The organism is Pseudomonas asturiensis, from assembly GCF_900143095.1.
GTDB lineage: Bacteria > Pseudomonadota > Gammaproteobacteria > Pseudomonadales > Pseudomonadaceae > Aquipseudomonas > Aquipseudomonas asturiensis.
On record NZ_FRDA01000004.1, the window covers coordinates 44,359 to 66,307 of the forward strand.

The window sequence follows — 21,949 nt, forward strand, 5'->3', positions numbered from 1 at the left end:
ACCTTGTCATGAAGAGGTGTGCCCGGCTGCATCCTCACTTGGGATACAGCGGCGGCAACCCGGCATCGCCAGCCGGGTCCTGAATGTGTTCGGCGGCGGGGAGGGTGCGAATCGCACGCCACAGGTCCTCGCCCAGCCAGAGCTTTCCGGTCTCACTGTAAAGCGCGCCGTTCAGGCCATCCAGTGCGTCGGACAGCGGCACGAAGCGGGCGGCCATGTCAGCCAGGGTGTCCGGTTGCTGGCGTGCCCAGGCGTCCAGTGCCTGGCGCGTGGCCTGCGGGTCGTTGGCCAGGCAGGCGCGCTTGAGGTCATCGAGCACAGTACGCGGGCTTGGCCCGGCCTGCACGGTTCTGGCAATGGCCGGCTGGCTGCGCGCGCGCCACCAGAGCACACAGCCGAGCAGGGTGGTGCAGGCGAAAAACAGCGTGCTCATCTGCCACGGCCAGACGGGCGGGCCGATGATCGTCAGGCCGCCCATGTCGCTGCTGACTGGCGTGTCCACGGTCAGGCCGGGGTTGATGCCGATCTGCAACGTGCGCGCAGGCAGGCTGGTGTGTTCCAGATGGTCCTCGCGGGTGTTCCACCAGGTCACTTCGACGGCGGGCAGTTCGATGGCGCCGGCACGGGCGGGCACCAGCGCTTCACGCTCTTCGCGGGTACCGATCAGGCCGCGTTCGCTGGGCAGGTTGCGCAGTTGCGGCTGGTCCGGGTAACGACGCAGTCCGGGGACCTCGGTGGCGGGCAGCGGCGGCAATTGCGCACCTGCCAGACCTTCGGCCTTGAGGATGATCGTGCGGGTCAGCGAATCGCCGACCTGGGTCTTGCCCGGTTCCGGGCTCCAGCTTTCTTCCAGATTGATGCTGCGCGCTGGCAGCCACGGCACATGCGCCGGGTAATCGGCGGGCATGGGCTTGACGGTCAACGGTATTTCGGCCGAGCTGACGCGCGTGACCTTGCCCGGCTGAGGCCCGAACGGGTTGACGTCCTGGCTTTGCGCGCCCGCGGCCTGAGGCTGTACCTGGGTCGCGCTGAACACCTGAGGCGGAATGTTCAGCACGCCACTGTGCTGGGGATAGAGTGCATAGCGCATCTCGATAACGCCGTGGCGTATCCCATTGATCAGCTTTTCATAGGTCCGCGAATCGCCCAGTTTTTCGACGCGTGCGTCCGGTACCTGCAACGGGCTCAGGCTGCTGTCATCGAACAGGGATACCGAGTGATAGATGCGCAAGGTCAGCACCGCTTGAGCCTGAACATAGACGCTGTCCTGATCCAGTGTGGCCTCGATGAACACCGGTGCCAGGTGGTTGCTCTGCTCCGTGGGCTCGCTCTGCAGGATCTGCAGGGTCAGGGGCTGGCTTTTCAGCTCGCCCAGTTGCAACGCCGGAATCACCACGCTCCCGGTCTGCCTGGGCAGCAGGGTGATGATCCATTGGGTGGTCGCCTGATTGTTGCCGCCCAGGGTGGTCAGGCGGTTGAGCTGGCGGGTGTCACGCACCTCGAAGTCGCGGTCGAGCGAGCTCAGGTCAGGCTTGCCGAACTGCGTCACGTCGTCGGTTTCCAGGGTCAGTTCGACGGTTTCCCCGGCGTTCAGGCGCGTGCGGTCGACACTGGCTTTCAACTCCGCAGCCTGCGCCGACAAGACAACCAGACTCAGCAACAGGCCGGTCAATAAGGGGTAAACGCGACTCATCGGGTCTTTTCCTGATGTTGCTGTTCATAGCGGAATTTGCGCCGCAGCAGTTCGCCCGGGTCATCCGGGATCTGCCTGAGCCACTGCTCCAGTTCCTGACGTCGTTCACCCGTGATCGGGCTGTCAGACCCTTGCAGCGGCGGGCGGGTGGTCTGCTCGTCGTCGCTCGATGCCCCGGACGTCTCCACACCAGACGTGCTGTCCGACGGCGGGCTGTCACTGCTGCTGTTGTCATCGGGTTGGGCGTTGTTCTGATCGCTGGGCGAGGTGCTGCGAGTCTGATCCTGTGATGCTGATTGACCGGCCTCGTCCTGCTCGGCGTTCTGTTGCTCGTTTTTGGCAGGTTGTCTGGCGTTGGCCTGATCCAGCAGGCTTTGTACGAGCGCACGATTGCTCACTGCCGCTGGAAAGTCCGGCTGGCGTTCCAGCGCCTGCTCGTAAGCGTCCAGCGCCGCTTCCAGTTCGCCACTGCGGGCCAGCGCATTGCCGCGGTTGTAATGATCGGCTGCGGTGCTGCCTTCGGCGAAGCGTTGCGCGGCGCTGGCATAATCCCCGGCCTCGTAAAACGCTACACCTTTCCACTGCGGATTCTCGAACCGTTGTGCGGCTTCGGCCGGGCGATGCTGCTCCAGCAATCGCTGCCCCTGTTGATCCGGGCGCAGCCAAAGGTCCTGAAATTCGAACGCCTGGCTGGTCTGCGGAAGCATGAACAGCAGCGGCAGGCAGAACAACCAGCCACGTCGGCCCGCACAGGCCGCAATCAACAGCAGCGGCAGGAGGAACCAGTGACCCTGATCGGCCCAGGTGTCGAGCTGCACGATCTGTCCGTCGCCACGTACCTGCTGCGGGCTGGCCAGCAGACCCAGGCTGCGCAGGTCGTCGTCATCGTTACGGGCCTGACGGTAGCTGCCCCCGATCTGTTCGGCAAAGTCGTTGAGGCTGCTGCTGTCCAGACGCGGCACCAGAATCGCGCCCTGACTGTCCTTGAGCAGGCTGCCGTTTTCCTGAGTCACCGGCGCGCCGTCAGCGGTGCCGATGCCCAGCATCAGAAAGGGAGGCGACTGCCCGTGCAGCGCCCGACGAATACCGTCGCGCTCCTGTTCGCTCAGCGAGGAGCCGATCAGCAGGATTCGCCCTTGGCCCAGCGCGCCTTGTTTGAGCAGTTGCAATGCCCTGACGACCGCCAGGTCGGCGCGTTGGCCTGCCAGTGGCATGATCGATGGCCTGATGGCGTCCAGCAGGTTATGGCTGGTGACCAGGTCGTCGGAAAGAGGCACCAGTGTGTGTGCGCTGCCGGCGTAAACGATGATGGCGGTCTGGGAGTCGCTGCGTGCCTGCAACAGATCCAGCAGTTTGCGTCGCGCCTGCTCCAGTCGCGTGGGGGCGATGTCGGTCGCGAGCATTTGCGGGGTGAGTTCCAGAATCACCACCAAGGGATCGACCGGTTTCTGGCTGATCTGTTCGACGCGCTGCCAACCGGGGCCCAGCAGCGCGGCCAACGCCAGCAGCCAGGCCAGTCCCAGCACGACCCAGGGCAGTTTGCTGTTACTGCTGCGACTGCCGTTGAGCAGCACCGCGTGAAAGGCAGCGGGCAGAATGATCTGCCAGCGTCCGGCGCGTTTCTGCCGATGCCAGAGCTGCCAGATCAGCAACACCAGCAAGGGGACAATGAGCAGCCACGAAGGGCGGAACCAGTGCGGCCAGAGAGAGGCGATCATCGCGACCTCCAGAGCCGTTCGATACGCTCACGCCAGCCGATGGCACGCAGGCGGGCCAGCACGCGTTGCACGGCATTGTTCGGCCACAGGCTGCGCACCACCAGCAACACGCTCATCAGCAGCGCGATGGACAAGGGCCACTGATACAGCACTTGCGCGGGTCGGGCCTGGGTAGGCTGCTGGGCGACAGGCTCCAGCGAGTCGAGCGTGGCGCGGATCTTTTCCAGTTGCTCGCCGTCACGGGCGCGGAAGTACTGACCGCCGCTGAGGCTGGCGATGTCCTTGAGGGTCGGCTCGTCGAGGTCCAGGCTCGGGTTCAGGCCCAATAGTCCCTGGATACCGCTTTTGTCAGGGTCCGAACCGATGCCGATGGTGTAGATCCGAACCCCTTCATCGGCTGCCAGGCGTGCAGCGGTGATGGGATCGATCTGCCCACCGTTGTTGGCGCCATCGGTCACCAGTACCAAAACGCGGCTGTTGGTCGGGCGCAGTCGCAGACGCTTGAGTGCCAGGCCAATGGCGTCACCGATGGCGGTGTTCTTGCCGGCGATACCGATTTTCGCTTCGTCGAGCCAGACGCGTACGGTGCGTCGATCGAAGGTCAGCGGGGCCTGCACGAAGGCCTGGCTGCCGAACAGGATCAGGCCGACGCGATCACCTTGCCGGCCTTCAAGAAAGTCGCCCAACAGGTGCTGAACCAGCACCAGCCGGCTGACCTCGTCGCTCTGCCATTGCATGTCCGGGTAATCCATGGAGCCGGAAACATCCACGGCCACCAGCAGATCACGGCCGCTGGCGGCCACTGGCAGCGGTTCGCCCAGCCATTGCGGGCGAGCGGTGGCGATCAGCAGCAACAGCCAGATCAGCAGAAACGGCGAACGCTGTCGCCAGGCCGGAAGATTGGCCTTGGCGCGGCGTCCGCTCAGGCCTTCGAGTTCGCTGAGGAAGCTGACCTTGAGCGCCGCTTCGCCACTGTCAGCCATCGGCAGCACGAGGCGCATCAGCCAGGGCAGTGGCAGCAGGGCGAATGCCCAAGGCCAGACGAACTCAAACATGTTTGCGAATCCAGGTATCGACGGCCTGGGTCAGGCCACTGATGGCCTTGTCATCGAGCTTGCATTCGGGCTTGTAGGCTCCTTCGACCAGAATCATCCAGCGCGTCAGGCCTGCGGCCGGGCAGCGGTTGTCGAGAAACGCCAGCCATTTGCGACCGTTGAGCGTGTGGCTCTGACTGTGCGGATAGTGGTTGCGACACAAGCGCTTGAGCAGGCCGTTGATCTGCTGCAGCCAGGCACCGGCGGGCGCGCCGTCGTAGGGTTTGGGCAGGCTCGCCAGCTCGGCCAGCGCCGCGATGCGCACCGGGTCCAGCGGCTGCTCGCTGCGGGTCTTGCTGGCCTTGACCGGCAGCAGGGTGCGCAGCCGCCACGCTCCCCAGACTAAAACCGGAATCACTAGCAACAATAACCACCAGCCCGGCGCCGGTGGCCAGAAACCGACGGCTTCGGGGGCGATCAGGGGATGCAACTGATCCAGTGGGTTCATTTGCGCTTCACCGGACGCTGGGCGTTGAGGTATTCACGCAGTTGCTCGACCAGCTCCAACTGAGTGCTCAGTGGCATCAGCAGCACCCGCAGCTTCTGGGCAAGCAGTTCCCAGCGGGCGGAACGCTCTTCGCCCTGAACGCGATAGGCCCGGCGCAGCTCGGGGTCGAGGGTGTCCAGCTCCAGTTGTGCGCCGCGTTCGGCAAAACGCAGCAAGCCGGCCGCAGGCAGTGCCCGGTCCAGCGGGTCGGACAGCGGCAGCAACAGCAGGTCGCTGTGGCGCGCCAGCAGGGTCAATTGCTGCTCGGCGGTGTCGGACAGGGCGCGTTCATCGCACAGCACGATCACCAGGCTGCCGGGGCGCAGCACTTCACGGGCGCGCCGCAGGGCAGTGCCGAACGCATCGCGGTCGGCGGGGATTTCGGTATGCAGCGACTGATTGACCCGCACCAGCCGGTTGAGCAGCTGCAACAGGCTCTGCTTGCTGCGCCGGGGTTTGATTTCGTAGTGCTCGTTGTCGCCGAACACCAGCCCGCCGACCCGGTCATTGTGTTCCAGCGCGGCCCAGCCGATCAGTGCCGCGGCTTGAGCGGCCAGCACTGACTTGAACATTTGGCCGGAGCCGAAGAACAAACGACGGCTCTGTTCCACCAGAATGAAGATGGGCCGTTCGCGTTCTTCATGGAACAGCTTGGTGTGCGGCTCCTGGGTACGGGCGGTCACTCGCCAGTCGATGCTGCGCACGTCATCGCCTGCCTGATACACCCTGACCTGATCGAAATCCACCCCACGGCCACGCAGCTTGGAGTGGTGCAGGCCGATCAGCGGGCTACGCTGGCTCGGCGTGGAAAACAGCTGCACTTCCCGCACGCGATGGCGCATCTCGATCAGCTCGCTGAGCGTGACGCGGATGCCCGGTTGTGGGATCAGGAAGGGTTGCATGGGGTCAGGCGACGGCCACGACGTCGAGGATCCGCTGAATCACGCGGTCCTGATCGATACCGGCGGCTTCGGCCTCGAACGACAGGATGATGCGATGGCGCAGCACATCGAACAGCACCGCCTGAATGTCTTCCGGGCTGACGAAGTCGCGTCCGGCCAGCCAGGCGTGCGCCCGTGCGCAGCGGTCCAGCGAGATTGAGCCGCGAGGGCTGGCACCATAGGCGATCCACTCGGCCAGTTCCGGATCGAACTTGGCAGGCGTACGGGTCGCCATGACCAGTTGCACCAGGTATTCCTCCACGGCGTCGGCCATGTACAGGCCGAGGATTTCTTTGCGCGCGGCAAAAATGGCTTGCTGGCTGACGCGTCGCTCCGGCTTGGTTTCGCCGTTCAGCGCTTCGCCGCGAGCTTGTTGCAGGATCTTGCGTTCGACAGCAGCATCCGGGAAGCCGATCTTGACGTGCATCAGGAAGCGGTCGAGCTGCGCTTCAGGCAGTGGATAGGTGCCTTCCTGCTCGATGGGGTTCTGGGTCGCCATGACCAGGAACAACGGCGAAAGATCATAGGTGCTGCGCCCGACACTGACCTGACGCTCGGCCATGGCCTCCAGCAGCGCCGACTGGACCTTGGCTGGCGCACGGTTGATTTCATCCGCCAGGACCAGGTTGTGAAAGATAGGCCCCTGCTGGAACACGAAGCTGCCGGTTTCCGGACGATAGATCTCGGTACCGGTGATGTCGGCGGGCAGCAGGTCGGGAGTGAATTGAATGCGGTGGAACTGTGCTTCGATGCCTTCTGCCAATTCCTTGATGGCTTTGGTCTTGGCCAGACCCGGGGCACCTTCGACCAGCATGTGGCCGTCGGCAAGCAGGGCGATGAGCAGGCGTTCGATCAGTTTTTCCTGGCCGAGGATTTGCGTTGAAAGAAATGTTCGCAGCGCAATCAGCGCCTCACGATGTTCCATCGGTGACTGTTCCTGGCAGGGTAATCAGCCGCGTCAATCGACAGCAGGCTGGGGGCGATACTTTAATTCATTCGGGCGGGTATCGACTAACGACTCCAGGGTTTTTTATGGAGTTTAGGGACCGTTCAGACGTTTATTTGGGAATTGTCCCGCAGAGTCTGTCTGTTCTTTGTAGGAATAAGCGGTGAGAGGCCTGTTCTTGGACAACGTGCCTTGTGTCTGACGGCTCGCCTTCTTCCGCTTACCGCCCAAGGCAAGCTCACTCTGACAACCCACCGGCTTGCTCATGACACCCGATAAAACGCCGCTGCATTGCCCCACAGTACCTTCTGCGCGCCACTGTCACCCAGCGCATCGATAACCTTGGCGATATCGTCCGGTTCGAACGGTCGCGGCGCGCGAGTGGAGGGCAGGTCGGTGCCAAACATCAGGGCGTCGGGGTTGGCCGAATGAATGTCTTTCAAGGCTGACGGCACCGGAAAATCGACTCGCCCGAAGCCGCAGGCTTTGATCCTTACACCCTGCTCGGCCAGGCGCAGCAGCACCGGCAAGCCTTCGGCGCTCAATCCCAGATGATCAATGCTGACGGCGGGAAGCCTCAGCAGGCGGGATTCGATGTCGGCCAGCTCACGGGAATCGATGTACAGCTCCGAGTGCCAGCCCACCTGACGGTGAACACGCAGGGCAAGGGCTTCCAATTGGTCGAGCTGTTCGGAGCCGCCACGCTTGAGGTTGAACCGCAGGGCGCGCACGCCAAACCCGTTGAGCGTTTCCAGTTCCGCGTCAGTGACGCTGGCAGGCAGTTGAGTGACCCCCACGAAACCCGGACCCAGACGGTTCAGCGCAGCAAGCAGATAACCCTGGTCGAAGCCTTGAAACGATCCGGAAACCACCGCGCCACCGATGACGCCAAGCGGCTCGACCAATGCCAGATAGTCTGCCACGCCGAACGGCTCGGGCAGGAAGCCGTTATTGGCCTGAAGCGGAAAATGCGGGTCGATGATGTGGCAATGGGCGTCGAAGATCGCAGGCATGGCAGGCTCCGGGTGGCTGAACGATGACTGTACGGGGTTGCTCAGGCGAGTTCGCTGACGTAAGTACCCACGTCTTTCAGGATGATCTGCAGGGTTTCTTCAACCTCACGCAACTCGCCCGCCGAGGTGCTGTGCAGAATTTCATAACGGTCATGGCCGTCGAGTTGCTTTCCATCGGCCGGGTCGATTTCGACCAGCAGGCGCTCGGCGCTGAACGTCACGTTCAAATTCGAGACTGTGTGTGCCTTGTCGTCGCGGACCGTGATTTCCACCTCGTTTTCATCAGGAAAACGGGTCAGCGAAAACAGGTCGCCGTTCTCGCCGTGACAGCAGAGCAGGGCCATATTGTCGTACTCGTCATCGCAGGGATTGACGATGAGGCTGGCAGTCTTGATGTGCATGGTCGATTTCCATTTTTTCAGCGTTGGGCAGGCAGTGCGGATTTTGCCAGTCTGGAACACATTTTGTCGGCCTTTATTGGCACCATCGTGCGTGTTTGCCTGCTAGACGATGACCGAATATGTCGCAGCCTCGTAAGTAGTGTCCGGTCCGCTGTCGTTAAGCTGCACCAAAGACGTGCGCGCGAATGCGTCACGCCTGTTTCACATGACAGGCGCGCCGTCATTCAAATGTGACTACCCTGACACGGCAGGCGTTAGTACTTTAGCTTTACACTCGATCAGGGGTGTCCACGCAAGCGGATGCCGTTACACCCGGATCACAACACCTTCTTCAAGCCTCCCCAATAAAAGCCAAAGCGGAGTACCACAGATGGCGTTCTTCACCGCAGCCAGCAAGTCCGACTTCCAGCATCAACTGCAATCGGCACTGGCTCAGCACATCAGCGAGCAGGCACTGCCACAAGTGGCGCTGTTCGCTGAACAGTTCTTCGGCATCATTTCACTGGATGAACTCACTCAGCGTCGACTGTCCGACCTCGCGGGCTGCACGCTGTCCGCCTGGCGCCTGCTGGAGCGTTTCGAACACGCCCGGCCGCAGGTGCGGGTCTACAACCCTGACTACGAGCGTCATGGATGGCAGTCGACTCACACTGCCGTCGAAGTGCTGCATCATGATCTGCCGTTTCTGGTCGACTCCGTGCGCACCGAGCTGAACCGTCGTGGTTACAGCATTCACACCCTGCAAACCACCGTATTGAGTGTTCGACGTGGGCCTGCCGGCGAGCTGCTGGAGCTGTTGCCCAAGGGCACGACCGGCGACGACGTGTTGCAGGAATCCCTGATGTACCTGGAGATCGACCGCTGCGCCAACGCCAGCGAGTTGAACGTACTGGCCCGCGAGCTGGAGCAGGTGCTGGGCGAGGTCCGCGCGGCGGTTGAAGATTTCGAGCCGATGAAGGCGCGCCTGCGTGATTTGCTGACCAGCATCGACGCCAATGAATCCAACACCGACGCCGAAGAAAAGGCCGAAATCAAAGTCTTTCTGGAATGGCTGGTGGACAACCACTTTACCTTTCTGGGCTACGAAGAATTTGAAGTCCGCAGCGACGCCGACGGTGGTCAACTGGTGTACGACGAGTCGTCGTTCCTGGGCCTGACCAAGCTGCTGCGTCCGGGCCTGAGCCGCGAAGATTTGCACATCGAAGACTACGCAGTGAAATACCTGCAAGAGCCGATGCTGCTGTCGTTCGCCAAGGCTGCCGTGCCGAGCCGTGTGCACCGTCCGGCGTATCCGGATTTCGTCTCGATCCGTCAGATCGACGCGTCGGGCAAGGTCATCAAGGAATGCCGCTTCATGGGCCTCTACACCTCGTCGGTGTACGGCGAAAGCGTGCGGCAGATCCCGTACATCCGCCGCAAGGTCGCGGAAGTCGAGCGTCGTTCCGGCTTCGATGCCAAGGCGCACCTGGGCAAGGAACTGGCACAGGTGGTCGAAGTGCTGCCACGCGACGACCTGTTCCAGACCCCGGTGGACGAGCTGTTCACCACCGTGATGTCCATCGTGCAGATTCAGGAGCGCAACAAGATTCGCGTGTTCCTGCGCAAAGACCCGTACGGCCGTTTCTGCTACTGCCTGGCCTACGTGCCACGTGACGTGTACTCCACTGAGGTGCGGCAGAAGATCCAGCAAGTCCTGATGGAGCGTCTGAAAGCCAGCGATTGCGAATTCTGGACGTTCTTCTCTGAATCGGTACTGGCCCGCGTTCAGCTGATTTTGCGCGTGGACCCGAAGGTCAATCTGGAAATCGACGTCGCCCAACTTGAAAACGAGGTCATTCAGGCCTGCCGTTCCTGGAAGGACGATTACGCCAGCCTGGTCGTCGAAAGCTTCGGCGAAGCCCACGGCACCAACGTGCTGGCCGACTTCCCGAAAGGCTTCCCGGCAGGCTACCGCGAGCGTTTCGCGGCGCATTCGGCTGTGGTCGACATGCAGCACGTGCTGAGCCTGAGCGAAGCCAATCCATTGGTGATGAGCTTCTACCAGCCGCTTGCCGGAGGTCGTCAGCAACTGCACTGCAAGCTGTACCACGCCGACACCCCGCTGGCACTGTCCGATGTGCTGCCGATTCTGGAAAACCTCGGCCTGCGTGTGCTGGGTGAATTCCCGTATCGCCTGCACCACGCCAACGGTCGCGAGTTCTGGATTCACGATTTTGCCTTTACCTATGGCGAAGGCCTTGACCTCGACATTCAGCAGCTTAACGACACGCTGCAGGATGCATTTGTACACATCGTGCGCGGCGATGCCGAGAACGACGCTTTCAACCGTCTGGTGCTGACGGCCGGTCTGCCGTGGCGCGATGTGGCGTTACTGCGGGCCTATGCCCGTTACCTGAAGCAGATTCGTCTGGGCTTCGACCTGGGTTACATCGCCACCACCCTGAACAACCACACCGACATCGCCCGCGAGCTGACGCGTCTGTTCAAGACCCGCTTCTATCTGGCGCGCAAACTCGGCTCGGATGATCTGGACGACAAGCAACTGCGTCTGGAACAGGCCATTCTGACCGCACTGGACGATGTCCAGGTGCTCAACGAAGACCGCATCCTGCGTCGCTACCTGGACCTGATCAAGGCGACCTTGCGGACCAACTTCTACCAGACCGACGCCAACGGTCAGAACAAGAGCTACTTCAGCTTCAAGTTCAACCCGCGTCTGATTCCCGAACTGCCCAAGCCGGTACCCAAGTTCGAGATTTTTGTCTACTCGCCGCGCGTCGAAGGCGTGCACCTGCGCTTCGGCAATGTGGCCCGTGGCGGTCTGCGCTGGTCGGACCGTGAAGAAGACTTCCGTACCGAAGTGCTGGGTCTGGTCAAAGCCCAACAGGTGAAGAACTCGGTCATCGTGCCGGTCGGCGCCAAGGGCGGTTTCGTGCCGCGCCGTCTGCCGACCACCGGCAACCGTGACGAGATACAGGCCGAGGCCATCGCCTGCTATCGCATCTTCATCTCGGGCCTGCTGGACATCACCGATAACCTGAAGGAAGGCGTGCTGGTGCCGCCGGTCAACGTGGTTCGCCACGATGACGACGACCCGTACCTGGTCGTCGCCGCCGACAAAGGCACCGCGACCTTCTCCGACATCGCTAACGGCATTGCCATCGACTACGGCTTCTGGCTGGGCGACGCCTTTGCGTCCGGCGGTTCGGCCGGTTACGACCACAAGAAGATGGGCATCACCGCAAAAGGCGCGTGGGTTGGCGTGCAGCGTCACTTCCGTGAGCGTGATATCAACGTTCAGCAGGACAGCATCAGCGTGATCGGCATCGGCGACATGGCCGGTGATGTGTTCGGTAACGGCCTGTTGATGTCCGACAAGCTGCAACTGGTCGCAGCCTTCAACCACCTGCACATCTTCATCGATCCGAATCCGGACCCGGCCACCAGCTTCGTCGAGCGTCAGCGTCTGTTCGACCTGCCGCGTTCGTCCTGGACCGATTACGACACGAGCATCATGTCCGCTGGCGGCGGAATCTTCCCGCGTAGCGCCAAGAGCATCGCCATCACCGAACAGATGAAGGCGCGCTTCGACATCAAGGCCGACAAACTGACCCCGACCGAACTGCTGCATGCACTGCTCAAGGCACCAGTGGACCTGTTGTGGAACGGCGGCATCGGTACGTACGTGAAATCCAGCGAAGAGTCCCATGCGGACGTCGGCGACAAGGCCAACGACGCGCTGCGTGTCGATGGCAACGAACTGCGCTGCAAAGTGGTGGGCGAGGGCGGCAACCTGGGCATGACCCAACTGGGCCGTGTCGAGTTCGGCCTCAATGGCGGCGCGACCAACACCGACTTTATCGACAACGCCGGTGGTGTGGACTGCTCCGACCACGAAGTAAACATCAAGATCCTGCTCAACGAAGTGGTGCAGGCTGGCGACATGACCGAGAAGCAGCGCAACCAGCTGCTTGAAAGCATGACCGACGAAGTCGGCCATCTGGTGCTGGGCAACAACTACAAGCAGACTCAGGCGCTGTCGCTGGCGGCTCGCCGTGCCTACGACCGCATCGCTGAATACAAGCGCCTGATGAACGACCTGGAAGCCCGTGGCAAGCTGGACCGTGCCATCGAGTTCCTGCCGGCCGAAGAACAGATCGTCGAGCGTGTCTCGGCCGGTCATGGTCTGAGCCGTGCCGAGCTGTCGGTGCTGATTTCCTACAGCAAGATCGACCTCAAGGAAGCGTTGCTGGAATCCCGTGTTCCGGATGACGACTACCTGGCACGCGACATGGAAACCGCGTTCCCGCCATCGCTGGGCGCCAAGTTCTCCGTCGCCATGCGCAGTCACCGCCTGAAGCGTGAAATCGTCAGCACCCAGATCGCCAACGATCTGGTCAACCACATGGGCATCACGTTCGTGCAGCGACTCAAAGAGTCGACCGGCATGAGCGCTGCCAACGTGGCCGGTGCTTACGTGATCGTGCGTGACATCTTCCACCTCCCGCACTGGTTCCGTCAGATCGAGGCGCTGGACTACAAGGTGTCGGCAGAAATCCAGCTGTCGTTGATGGATGAGCTGATGCGTCTTGGGCGTCGCGCCACACGCTGGTTCCTGCGCAGCCGTCGCAATGAGCTGGATGCCGGTCGTGACGTGGCGCACTTCGGTCCGCATATCGCCGCACTGGGCCTCAAGCTCGACGAACTGCTGGAAGGTCCGACCCGTGAGGTCTGGCAGGCGCGTTATCAGGCCTATGTCGAAGCCGGTGTGCCTGAGTTGCTGGCACGCATGGTGGCGGGCACCACGCACCTGTACACGCTGTTGCCGATCATCGAAGCCTCCGATGTCACCGGGCAGAACGCTGCCGACGTGGCCAAGGTGTACTTCGCTGTGGGCAGCGCGCTGGACGTGACCTGGTACCTGCAGCAGATCAGCAGCCTGCCGGTGGAAAACAACTGGCAGGCACTGGCACGCGAAGCGTTCCGCGACGACATCGACTGGCAACAACGGGCGATCACCGTGTCGGTCCTGCAGATGCCGGACGGTCCATCGGACGTGGAAGAGCGCCTGGCGCTGTGGCTTGAGCAGCACGCTCCCATGGTCGAGCGCTGGCGCGCGATGCTGGTCGAACTGCGTGCCGCAAGCGGTACGGACTACGCCATGTACGCCGTCGCCAACCGAGAGCTGCTGGACCTGGCCATGAGCGGACAGGCTGTCACGGCTTGAGGATTTGACTGACGCTTGACGAAAAAACCCGCCTTGAGAGAGGCGGGTTTTTTTTTGCCGATCCGGAAAATGTCTTCAACGCCGGCTGCGCTTTTGCCGGTCAGTCGATCACACGGCGGACAGGTGTTCGTAGAGGATGGTCGCACCGACCAGCATCAGCACCACGCCACCGACAATTTCGGCGCGCTTGCCAACGACTGTTCCCAGCGCACGGCCGAGCATCACACCAATGGTCACCATCACGGTCGTGGCCAGGCCTATCGCCGCCGCCGCGACCAGAATATTAACGTCCACGAAAGCCAGACCCACGCCCACTGCCAGGGCGTCAATGCTGGTGGCGAACGCGGTGATCGCCAGGATCAGGAATGAGTGCTGGCCTGGCTTCTCTTCTTCCTCGTCGTCATGTTTAAGCCCGTTATAGATCATGTGCAGACCCAGCGCGAGGAGCAGGACAAAGGCGATCCAGTGGTCCCAGCTTTCCACGAATCGGGTCGCTACCTGGCCGATACTCCAGCCAATGATGGGCGTGATGGCTTCGATGACACCGAAGATCAGTCCTGTTCGTACGGCTTCGATAAAGCGGGGCTTGTGAAGGCTGGCCCCTTTGCCCAGGGCTGCTGCAAAAGCGTCCGTGGACATCGCAAGGGCGAGGAAAATGAGGGAAATGGGATTCACGGTCAACGTCCAGTCGGGCTATGAGTCAACGACGCAGCCACACGCCCGACTTTAGGCATGGATGCATCGTTGGTCTCGCCAACCAAAAGGTGTCCGCACCACGGCATGCTGCCGAGAATGTTGATGCGAACGCTCCGTGACGTGAGTCCGGAACAGGCTACTCCCCAACAAGGGACGCCACTATAGCCATATGAATGTGAAAAAGATATTAAGCGACAGCGCATAATTTCGCCGCGGACCGTGATGCGTTGGCGGCTCACGCGTAGCGCTTTACGGAACTCATTGGCGCGAACCGGGCTCAGTTGCAGTGTGGGTTAGCGGTCGCTTCTGGTGTCGACTCGATCAACGTCGGTAGGGCATCACTGGGTATCGGCCAGCGACTTTCCCACATCACGATACCTCGACAGTCATTGAAAAGAGAGCCACTCACCATGCAGGCAGACACACTTTCATGGGGCCACGGCCCTCGCGTTCTTGAGGTGTTCCTTGAGCCCACGTGCCCATTTTCGGTTAAGGCCTTTCGCAAGCTCGACACGCTGCTGGAAAAAGCGGGCGAAGACCGCCTCACCATCAAGATCCGGCTGCAGTCCCAGCCGTGGCACCTGTTTTCCGGCGTGATTGTGCGCTGCATCCTCGCCGCTTCAACCCTTGAAGGCGGCAAGGATACGGCCAAGGCAGTGATGGCAGCCGTTGCGGCGCATCGCGACGAATTCGAATTCGAGCACCACGCCAGCGGCCCCAATCTCGACGCCACACCCAATGACATCATTGCCCGTCTGGAAGGCTACAGCGGCGTCTCGCTGGCCGAAGCGTTTGCGCAGCCTGAGCTTGAGCATGTCATCAAATGGCACTGCAAATACGCGCGCCAGAATGGCATCCATGTATCCCCGACGTTCATGGTCGATGGCCTGGTGCAGCCTGCGATGAGCAGCGGTGATGGGGTCGAGCAGTGGCTGTCGCAGCTTCAGTTGAGCTGACTGGCGCAATTGCTGGCCTTGTGAAAACCGGTCGTTATCTGGAGAACCTTCTGGCGCCTGCCACACAGCCGATGACTGCAACCGTGACCCCCAGCATGCCGAGGCTGACGGGCTCGCCAAGCAGTGTGGCGGCCAGTGCCAGGCCGAAGAAAGGCTGCAACAACTGAAGCTGGCCGACCGCTGCTATGCCGCCTTGTGCCAGCCCGCGATACCAGAACACGAAGCCGATCAGCATGCTGAACACCGAAACGTAAAACAGGCTGGCCCACGCCCCGGCGGTAATCCCTGAAAACGAGGAGGGTGCACTGATCACCGCCAGCGGCAGCATCATAGGCAGGGCAAGTGCCAGAGCCCAGCAGATGACCTGCCAGCCGCCCAGGGTCCTCGACAGTCTGGCTCCCTCGGCATAGCCCAGCCCGCAGACGAGAATGGCCAGCAGCATCAGGGCGTCTCCCGTGACTGAAGCGCTGATGCCCTGAGCCAGAGCAAAACCCACCACCATGGCGCTGCCCAGGATCGAGAACAGCCAGAAAGCACCGCTTGGCCGTTCGCCGCCGCGCAGTACGCCGAAGACTGCAGTGGCCAGCGGCAGCAGGCCGACGAAGACAATGGAGTGCGCCGAGGTGACGTGCTCCAGTGCCAGCGCGGTCAGCAATGGAAAGCCCAGCACCACGCCCAGTGCAACGATACCCAGGGAAAGAATCTGGTGGTTTGCCGGGCGTTTTTCCTTGAACGCTACAAGCATGCCGATTGCCAGGGTTGCGGCGAGGGTTGCGCGGGCGAAGGTGAGGAACAGTGGGTCGAACGTCATCACGGCTATTCGTGTGGCAGGCAGCGAGCCGCTGAAAATCAATACGCCGATCAGGCCGTTCAGCCATCCGCTGCGGGATGGATGAGCGGTCGGACGGCATGGATTCACTGTCTGTTCCATGGGGTTTCCCTGGGCTGTTCAATCGGGGTGGATTGGCGCATCGTAGGGCTGCTACTCAATACAATCAAAAAATCGTCATGGATACATTGGCTATGGCTCGCTCACGTTACAAATCGGTGGTGGACCAGATGGCGGCAGACATTCGCTCGGCACGCCTGTTGCCAGGCGCGCGCCTGCCTACGCATCGTCAGTTGGCGGCCGATCATGGGCTGGCGCTGGTGACGGCCACGCGGGTCTATGCCGAGCTTGAAGCCATGGGCCTGGTCAGTGGTGAGACGGGACGTGGCACGTTCGTTCGCGAAACCGCGCTCTCGCCAGGCCTCGGAATCGACCAGAAAGCCGTGGCCGTCGACATGATCGACCTGAATTTCAATTACCCGTCGCTCCCCGGTCAGGCCGATTTGTTGCGCGCGGCGCTACGGCAGTTGGCCTTGTCGGGTGATCTCGAGTCATTGCTGCGTTATCAACCCCACGCGGGACGTCCGCACGAGCGCGCTGTTGTCGCGCGTCATTTGCATGTTCGCGGACTGACGGTCGAGCCTGAGCAGGTATTACTCACCAATGGGGCGCAACAGGGGTTGGCCATTGCGCTGATGGCGTTGCTCAAACCCGGTGATGTCATCGCCGCCGACGCCCTGACGTATTCGGGGTTCAAAGTGCTGGCGCAGGCGCTGCACCTTGAAGTGGTGCCTGTACCGTCGCTTGGCGAGGGTCCCGATCCGGATGCGTTCGAGCGGCTGTGTCTCAGTCGGCCCGTGAAGGCGCTCTACACCATGCCGACGCTGCACAACCCGCTCGGCTGGGTGATGAGCCAGGACCGGCGTGAGCAATGGGTGGCGCTCGCACGCAGGCATGACGTGCTGATCATCGAAGACGCGGCGTACGCGTTTTTGGCCGACAAGCCTCCCGCGCCGCTGGCGATGCTGGCACCTGAGCGGACGGTCTATGTGTCGGGCCTGTCCAAAAGTGTCGCCACGGGTCTGCGGGTAGGGTTTATCGCCGCGCCCGCCGACAGAGTGCCGGCCATGGAGCGTGTCATCCGGGCAACCACCTGGAACACGCCCGGGGTGCTGACGGCCATTGCGACGGGATGGATTGACGATGGCACCGTTCTGAAACTGGAGGCCGAAAAGCGGCGTGACGCCCAGGCCAGGCAGGCGGTGGCTCGCGAAGTGCTTGAAGGCATCAAGTTCGTCGGCCATCCCTCATCTTATTTTTTATGGCTGCCACTGCCAGAGGACGCTCGTGCCGATCAGATCGCCATGGCCTTGTCGCAGGAGCAGGTTGCGGTATCGACCGCCGAGCCCTTTGCGACCTCCACCAGCGTGCCCCATGCGCTGCGGCTGGCGTTGGGATCGGTGAGTATGGATGAGTTGCGCAATGGGCTGGAGAAGGTCAGAAGTGTGATTGGGGATTACCTGTAGCGGAACATCATGCAACTTGCTGAATAAAAGCGGTTTTTTGTGGGCGCAAGCTTGCTCGCGAAAGGTCTGGCGCTGACGCCACAGCCTGTACCTTGCCTTCGTCGGATCGCTGTCCAGAGCAAGCTCACCCACGGCCACTTCAGCGTGGGCACGCTTCTCCGAACGCTCTGCGTCCGCTGTTCTCCAGGCATAAAAAAACCCCGCACGAGGCGGGGTTCTTTTAACGCGGTGTTTCGTTGTTACGCTTGAACGACCGGAATGTTGGCGTTCGCTGCGGCTTCACGGAACTCGGCGATCTGATCGAAGCTCAGGTAGCGGTACACGTCCGCTGCCATAGTGTCGATCTGCTGGGCGTAGCCCATGTACTCTTCAACGGTCGGCAGGCGACCCAGGATCGATGCGACGGACGCCAGTTCGGCCGAGGCCAGGTAGACGTTCGCGCCGTCACCTAGACGGTTCGGGAAGTTACGGGTCGACGTCGACACAACGGTCGAGTTCGGCTCGACGCGTGCCTGGTTACCCATGCACAGCGAGCAGCCCGGCATTTCCATGCGCGCGCCAGCCTTGCCGTAGATGCCGTAGTAGCCTTCTTCGGTCAGTTGATGAGCATCCATCTTGGTTGGCGGCGACAGCCACAGGCGTGTCGGCAACTGGCCCTTGACCTTGTCCAGCAACTTGCCGGCAGCGCGGAAGTGGCCGATGTTGGTCATGCAGGAACCGATGAACACTTCGTCGATCTTCTCGCCCTGTACCGAAGACAGCAGGCGGGCATCGTCCGGGTCGTTCGGCGCGCAGAGCACAGGCTCTTTGACGTCGGCCAGGTCGATTTCGATGATTTCAGCGTACTCGGCGTCCTTGTCGGCTTCCAGCAGCTCAGGGTTGGCAATCCAGGCTTCCATGGCCTGGGCACGACGCTCCAGAGTGCGTGGATCGCCGTAGCCCTGTTCGATCATCCAGCGCAGCAGGGTGATGTTGGAGTTCAGGTACTCGATGATCGGCTCTTTGGCCAGCTTGATGGTGCAACCGGCTGCCGAACGTTCGGCCGAAGCGTCAGACAGCTCGAAAGCCTGCTCGATGCTCAGGTTGTCCAGGCCTTCGATTTCCAGGATGCGGCCGGAGAACGCGTTCTTCTTGCCTTTCTTCTCTACGGTCAGCAGGCCAGCCTGAATCGCGTAGTAAGGAATGGCGTGAACCAGGTCACGCAGGGTGATGCCAGGCTGCATCTTGCCCTTGAAGCGAACCAGGATCGACTCAGGCATGTCCAGCGGCATCACGCCGGTGGCAGCCGCGAACGCAACCAGGCCCGAACCGGCCGGGAAGGAGATACCGATCGGGAAGCGGGTGTGCGAGTCACCACCGGTGCCGACGGTGTCCGGCAGCAGCATGCGGTTCAGCCAGCTGTGGATGATGCCGTCGCCCGGACGCAGGGAAACGCCGCCGCGGGTCATGATGAAGTCAGGCAGCGTGTGGTGCGTCTTGACGTCGATCGGCTTTGGATAGGCTGCGGTATGGCAGAAGGACTGCATGACCAGATCGGTCGAGAAGCCCAGGCACGCCAGGTCTTTGAGCTCGTCGCGGGTCATCGGGCCAGTGGTGTCCTGGGAGCCGACGGTGGTCATCTTCGGTTCGCAGTAGGTGCCCGGGCGGATACCTGCTACGCCACAGGCCTTGCCGACCATCTTCTGCGCCAGGGTGAAACCCTTGGTGCTTTCGGCTGGCTGGTCTGGGGTCTTGAACAGGTCGAAGGCTGGCAGGCCCAGTTCGGCGCGTGCCTTGCTGGTCAGGCCGCGGCCGATGATCAACGGAATGCGGCCGCCGGCGCGGACTTCGTCCAACAGAACCGGGGTCTTCATTTCGAAAGTGGTGATGACTTCGTCGCTGTCGTGCTTGCAGACCTTGCCAGCGTACGGGTAGACGTCGATCACGTCGCCCATGTTGATGTTCGAGACATCGAATTCGATTGGCAGGGCGCCCGCATCTTCCATGGTGTTGTAGAAGATCGGAGCGATCTTGCTGCCGAAGCAGAAGCCGCCGGCGCGCTTGTTCGGCACGTAAGGCACGTCGTCGCCGAAGAACCACAGTACCGAGTTGGTCGCCGATTTACGCGAGGAACCGGTACCGACCACGTCACCGACGTAGGCGATAGGGAAACCCTGGCCGCGCATTTCTTCGATCTGCTTCATCGGGCCGATGGAGCCCTGGACGTCCGGTACGATCCCGTCGCGGGCCATTTTCAGCATGGCCAGAGCGTGCAGCGGGATGTCGGGACGCGACCAGGCATCAGGAGCCGGGGAAAGGTCGTCGGTGTTGGTTTCGCCAGTGACCTTGAAAACGCGCAGGCTGATCTTGTCGGCCAGCATCGGGCGCTTCTTGAACCACTCGCCGTCAGCCCAGGACTGAACGACTGCCTTGGCGTGAGCGTTGCCGCTCTTGGCTTTTTCGGCCACGTCGTGGAAGGCATCGAACATCAGCAGCGTGTGCTTGAGCTGTTCGGCCGCTACCGGAGCCAGTGTGGCGTCGTCGAGCAGGTCAACCAGCGTGACGATGTTGTAGCCACCCTGCATGGTGCCCAACAGTTCGGTTGCGCGTTTTTTGTCGATCAGGGGAGAAGTGGCTTCGCCCTTGGCCAGGGCAGACAGGAAACCGGCCTTGACGTAGGCAGCCTCGTCAACGCCTGGTGGAACGCGATTGGTGATCAGGTCGACAAGGAAAGCTTCTTCGCCAGCCGGGGGATTTTTCAGCAGCTCAATAAGGTCTGCAGTTTGTTCGGCGTTAAGCGGCTGGGGCACGATACCCTGGGCGGCACGCTCTTCGATGTGTTTACGGTAGGCTTCAAGCACAGTATTACCCTCATCAGTGGTCCCAAATGGGTGTCCGGGACGCTCATCCAGAAATTGTCCGCACCCACGCAAGGCTTTGGCGCCTTGTTGGCAGGGTGTCGGCAATTCCTAACAGAAGCTGTTTTCAAAGTTTTACGCCTGCAGGACGGGGAGGAGAGGCAGTCGACACAGCCATTCGTGATGAGGGAATGGCCTGTCGACGCCGCACTGCGGGATTAACTTGACTGTGCTCGTGACGCTTTGAAAACAGCTTCCAACGGACATTGGCGCCTTAAAAGGCTCGCTGATTCTACGGCATATCTTCGCTAAAGGTAAGTTAGCCCCTACATCTTCGGGGGTGAAAGTGCTTAGACAAAGGACTAACATGAGCCTCTGTTTCGCCTCCTCAAGCCCCGCCAGTCATGCCTGATCACATCATCAAAACACCCTGCGTCGGCCTTTGCTCCACTGTTTACGGGGATCTGGTATGCCGTGGCTGCAAACGCTTCCACCACGAAGTCATCCACTGGAACGGCTATAACGAAGCAGAAAAAAGAGCGGTCTGGCTGCGTCTGGAACGGCTGCTGGTTCAGGTAATGACCGCCAAGCTCGAAATCTTCGATGCCGACAAGCTGCGTCTGCAACTGACTCAGCGCAAGATCCGCTTTGTGCCGCATCAGTCCGAGTATTGCTGGGCTTACCAGCTGATCGCGCGAGGAGCGCGGGTCATCAGTCAGGTCGAGGCCTACGGCTTTGTGCTGCTGCCCGAGTTTCGCGACTGGTCGCTGCCTGAATTGCGCGATGCGATCGACCGGGAGTTCTTTCTGCTCTCCGAGGCTCACTATCAGCGCTACATCGCGCCGGGCTTCCTCAAGGATGCATTCGGGGCCTGATCGGTGCTGTGCTTTTGTCTCGCGAGACGGCTACGGCCCTCGTATAATGCCCGGCTTTGTCCCTGCACCCTTTGTGAGCTTATGTACCCGATCCCTGAAATCGAAGCCTTTCTGCTGTGCCGCACGCCCGACAGTTGGGTTCAGGCTGCACTGCGCAACCTGGATATCCTGCTGATCGACCACGCGAACAACGAGAAGAAGGCTGCCGGGGCCGCGTTCCAGTTCATGTTCCAGTACAACGACAAGTTCGACCTGCTGGCAAAAATGTCGCGTCTGGCCCGTGAAGAGCTGCGCCATTTCGAGCAGGTGATCAGCATCATCAGAAAGCGCCAGATCCCGATGGCCAACATCAGCTCGGCACGCTATGCGGGGGCGCTGCGCAAGTTGGTGCGCAACCACAATCCCTATCGGCTGACCGATGCGCTGGTCGTGGGCGCCATTGTCGAAGCCCGTTCCTGCGAGCGTTTCGCGGCGCTGGTGCCGCACCTGGATGAAGACCTGGCGAAGTTCTACGGCAGCCTGCTCAAGTCCGAGGCGCGGCATTTTCAGGATTACCTGAAACTGGCCTACACCTACGGTGACAAGGCAGACGTGGATGCCAAGATCGAGGAAGTCCGCCTGGCCGAGCGCGAACTGATCGAGAGCCCTGACGAAGAGTTTCGCTTTCACAGTGGTGTGCCGATCGCCGCTTGATCTCCCTGTGCAGCACG

Annotated in this window: 16 protein-coding genes and 1 riboswitch; of the genes, 5 read left to right on the plus strand and 11 right to left on the minus strand. The window is 61.5% G+C overall.

Features of this window, described 5'->3' with window-relative positions; all coding sequences use genetic code 11:
* Nucleotides 1-34 precede the first annotated feature (34 nt).
* From BUB69_RS08265 to BUB69_RS08300, 8 genes are all read right to left on the minus strand, one after another.
* Nucleotides 35-1,693: a BatD family protein gene (locus BUB69_RS08265; RefSeq protein ID WP_073164481.1), complete on the minus strand. Its 1,659-nt coding sequence runs from the start codon at nucleotides 1,691-1,693 to the stop codon at nucleotides 35-37.
* Nucleotides 1,690-3,411 carry a VWA domain-containing protein gene (locus BUB69_RS08270; RefSeq protein WP_073164484.1) on the minus strand — a complete coding sequence of 574 codons (1,722 nt, stop codon included), beginning with the start codon at nucleotides 3,409-3,411 and terminating at the stop codon, nucleotides 1,690-1,692. The genes BUB69_RS08265 and BUB69_RS08270 overlap by 4 nt, the downstream gene beginning before the upstream one ends.
* Complete coding sequence (locus BUB69_RS08275; RefSeq protein ID WP_073164487.1) at nucleotides 3,408-4,466, minus strand: vWA domain-containing protein; 1,059 nt, start codon at nucleotides 4,464-4,466, stop codon at nucleotides 3,408-3,410. Before BUB69_RS08275 ends, BUB69_RS08270 begins: the two co-directional genes overlap by 4 nt.
* On the minus strand, nucleotides 4,459-4,953 hold the full coding sequence (locus tag BUB69_RS08280) for a DUF4381 domain-containing protein (RefSeq protein ID WP_073164491.1): 495 nt from the start codon (nucleotides 4,951-4,953) through the stop codon (nucleotides 4,459-4,461). The genes BUB69_RS08275 and BUB69_RS08280 overlap by 8 nt, the downstream gene beginning before the upstream one ends.
* Nucleotides 4,950-5,894: a DUF58 domain-containing protein gene (locus tag BUB69_RS08285; RefSeq protein ID WP_073164495.1), complete on the minus strand. Its 945-nt coding sequence runs from the start codon at nucleotides 5,892-5,894 to the stop codon at nucleotides 4,950-4,952. Before BUB69_RS08285 ends, BUB69_RS08280 begins: the two co-directional genes overlap by 4 nt.
* Nucleotides 5,895-5,898: 4 nt before the next feature.
* On the minus strand, nucleotides 5,899-6,858 hold the full coding sequence (locus BUB69_RS08290) for an AAA family ATPase (RefSeq protein WP_002554476.1): 960 nt from the start codon (nucleotides 6,856-6,858) through the stop codon (nucleotides 5,899-5,901).
* Between the two features lie 284 nt (nucleotides 6,859-7,142).
* On the minus strand, nucleotides 7,143-7,892 hold the full coding sequence (locus BUB69_RS08295; RefSeq protein WP_073164498.1) for an amidohydrolase family protein: 750 nt from the start codon (nucleotides 7,890-7,892) through the stop codon (nucleotides 7,143-7,145).
* A gap of 41 nt (nucleotides 7,893-7,933) precedes the next feature.
* Nucleotides 7,934-8,293 carry a hypothetical protein gene (locus tag BUB69_RS08300; RefSeq protein WP_073164501.1) on the minus strand — a complete coding sequence of 120 codons (360 nt, stop codon included), beginning with the start codon at nucleotides 8,291-8,293 and terminating at the stop codon, nucleotides 7,934-7,936.
* A 370-nt stretch (nucleotides 8,294-8,663) separates the two neighbouring features.
* Between BUB69_RS08300 and BUB69_RS08305 the strand changes: the two genes are divergently transcribed.
* Nucleotides 8,664-13,520: an NAD-glutamate dehydrogenase gene (locus BUB69_RS08305; protein ID WP_073164505.1), complete on the plus strand. Its 4,857-nt coding sequence runs from the start codon at nucleotides 8,664-8,666 to the stop codon at nucleotides 13,518-13,520.
* A gap of 108 nt (nucleotides 13,521-13,628) precedes the next feature.
* On the opposite strand, the gene mntP is transcribed toward BUB69_RS08305, so the two are convergent.
* A complete protein-coding gene (gene mntP, locus BUB69_RS08310; RefSeq protein ID WP_073164508.1) occupies nucleotides 13,629-14,195 on the minus strand; it encodes a manganese efflux pump MntP in 567 nt (188 codons plus the stop codon).
* 4 nt (nucleotides 14,196-14,199) lie between these two features.
* A riboswitch (yybP-ykoY riboswitch) is annotated at nucleotides 14,200-14,368 on the minus strand.
* Between the two features lie 258 nt (nucleotides 14,369-14,626).
* Between mntP and BUB69_RS08315 the strand changes: the two genes are divergently transcribed.
* Nucleotides 14,627-15,172, plus strand: a complete 546-nt coding sequence (locus BUB69_RS08315) for a DsbA family protein (RefSeq protein WP_073164512.1) — start codon at nucleotides 14,627-14,629, stop codon at nucleotides 15,170-15,172.
* A 34-nt stretch (nucleotides 15,173-15,206) separates the two neighbouring features.
* Here BUB69_RS08315 and BUB69_RS08320 read toward each other — a convergent pair whose 3' ends face one another.
* Nucleotides 15,207-16,103: a DMT family transporter gene (locus BUB69_RS08320; RefSeq protein WP_073164516.1), complete on the minus strand. Its 897-nt coding sequence runs from the start codon at nucleotides 16,101-16,103 to the stop codon at nucleotides 15,207-15,209.
* A gap of 92 nt (nucleotides 16,104-16,195) precedes the next feature.
* On the opposite strand from BUB69_RS08320, the gene BUB69_RS08325 reads away from it, so the two are divergent.
* Nucleotides 16,196-17,527: an aminotransferase-like domain-containing protein gene (locus tag BUB69_RS08325; RefSeq protein WP_073164519.1), complete on the plus strand. Its 1,332-nt coding sequence runs from the start codon at nucleotides 16,196-16,198 to the stop codon at nucleotides 17,525-17,527.
* Nucleotides 17,528-17,766: 239 nt separating this feature from the next.
* On the opposite strand, the gene acnB is transcribed toward BUB69_RS08325, so the two are convergent.
* Entirely contained in the window at nucleotides 17,767-20,367 is a 2,601-nt protein-coding gene (gene acnB, locus BUB69_RS08330; protein WP_073164522.1) for a bifunctional aconitate hydratase 2/2-methylisocitrate dehydratase, read from the minus strand.
* 401 nt (nucleotides 20,368-20,768) lie between these two features.
* Here acnB and BUB69_RS08335 point away from each other — a divergent pair, with 401 nt between their 5' ends.
* Nucleotides 20,769-21,239 carry a DUF1289 domain-containing protein gene (locus tag BUB69_RS08335; RefSeq protein ID WP_073164525.1) on the plus strand — a complete coding sequence of 157 codons (471 nt, stop codon included), beginning with the start codon at nucleotides 20,769-20,771 and terminating at the stop codon, nucleotides 21,237-21,239.
* Between the two features lie 81 nt (nucleotides 21,240-21,320).
* Nucleotides 21,321-21,932 carry a MiaE family protein gene (locus BUB69_RS08340; protein WP_073164528.1) on the plus strand — a complete coding sequence of 204 codons (612 nt, stop codon included), beginning with the start codon at nucleotides 21,321-21,323 and terminating at the stop codon, nucleotides 21,930-21,932.
* Nucleotides 21,933-21,949 lie beyond the last annotated feature (17 nt).

Excerpts from the sequence above, each read along its gene's own strand:
- BUB69_RS08265 (WP_073164481.1), bottom strand. The coding sequence starts at position 1,693 with ATGAGTCGCGTTTACCCCTTATTGACCGGCCTGTTGCTGAGTCTGGTT.
- BUB69_RS08270 (WP_073164484.1), bottom strand. The coding sequence starts at position 3,411 with ATGATCGCCTCTCTCTGGCCGCACTGGTTCCGCCCTTCGTGGCTGCTC.
- BUB69_RS08275 (WP_073164487.1), bottom strand. The coding sequence starts at position 4,466 with ATGTTTGAGTTCGTCTGGCCTTGGGCATTCGCCCTGCTGCCACTGCCC.
- BUB69_RS08280 (WP_073164491.1), bottom strand. The coding sequence starts at position 4,953 with ATGAACCCACTGGATCAGTTGCATCCCCTGATCGCCCCCGAAGCCGTC.
- BUB69_RS08285 (WP_073164495.1), bottom strand. The coding sequence starts at position 5,894 with ATGCAACCCTTCCTGATCCCACAACCGGGCATCCGCGTCACGCTCAGC.
- BUB69_RS08290 (WP_002554476.1), bottom strand. The coding sequence starts at position 6,858 with ATGGAACATCGTGAGGCGCTGATTGCGCTGCGAACATTTCTTTCAACG.
- BUB69_RS08295 (WP_073164498.1), bottom strand. The coding sequence starts at position 7,892 with ATGCCTGCGATCTTCGACGCCCATTGCCACATCATCGACCCGCATTTT.
- BUB69_RS08300 (WP_073164501.1), bottom strand. The coding sequence starts at position 8,293 with ATGCACATCAAGACTGCCAGCCTCATCGTCAATCCCTGCGATGACGAG.
- BUB69_RS08305 (WP_073164505.1), top strand. The coding sequence starts at position 8,664 with ATGGCGTTCTTCACCGCAGCCAGCAAGTCCGACTTCCAGCATCAACTG.
- BUB69_RS08315 (WP_073164512.1), top strand. The coding sequence starts at position 14,627 with ATGCAGGCAGACACACTTTCATGGGGCCACGGCCCTCGCGTTCTTGAG.
- BUB69_RS08320 (WP_073164516.1), bottom strand. The coding sequence starts at position 16,103 with ATGGAACAGACAGTGAATCCATGCCGTCCGACCGCTCATCCATCCCGC.
- BUB69_RS08325 (WP_073164519.1), top strand. The coding sequence starts at position 16,196 with ATGGCTCGCTCACGTTACAAATCGGTGGTGGACCAGATGGCGGCAGAC.
- BUB69_RS08335 (WP_073164525.1), top strand. The coding sequence starts at position 20,769 with ATGCCTGATCACATCATCAAAACACCCTGCGTCGGCCTTTGCTCCACT.
- BUB69_RS08340 (WP_073164528.1), top strand. The coding sequence starts at position 21,321 with ATGTACCCGATCCCTGAAATCGAAGCCTTTCTGCTGTGCCGCACGCCC.